This is a genomic window from Burkholderia sp. MR1-5-21 (assembly GCF_053427715.1).
On the sequence record NZ_JBSAXD010000150.1, the window covers coordinates 1 to 317 of the forward strand.

Below are 317 nucleotides of genomic sequence, written 5' to 3' on the forward strand. Positions count from 1 at the left end.
GATGCTGTACGTGATGCTCGCGCTGGGGCTGAACGTGGTGGTCGGCTTCGCCGGCCTGCTGGATTTGGGCTACATCGCGTTCTACGCGGTGGGCGCGTACACGGCGGCGCTGTTGAGCTCGCCGCACCTGACCACGCAGTTCGCGTGGATCGCGAACCTCGCGCCCGGCGGGCTGCACGTGCCGTTCCTGATCATCGTCGTGGTCGCGATGACGCTCGCGGCCGGGGCGGGCATTTTGCTCGGCGCGCCGACACTGCGGCTGCGCGGCGACTACCTCGCGATCGTCACGCTGGGCTTCGGTGAAATCGTGCGGATCT

At 68.1% G+C, this 317-nt stretch carries 1 protein-coding gene; it reads left to right on the forward strand.

The window, feature by feature from the left end; translation table 11 throughout:
• Positions 1 to 317: ABC transporter permease subunit (locus tag ACV229_RS40835; protein WP_448088697.1), on the forward strand; the 317-nt coding region annotated here is incomplete at both ends.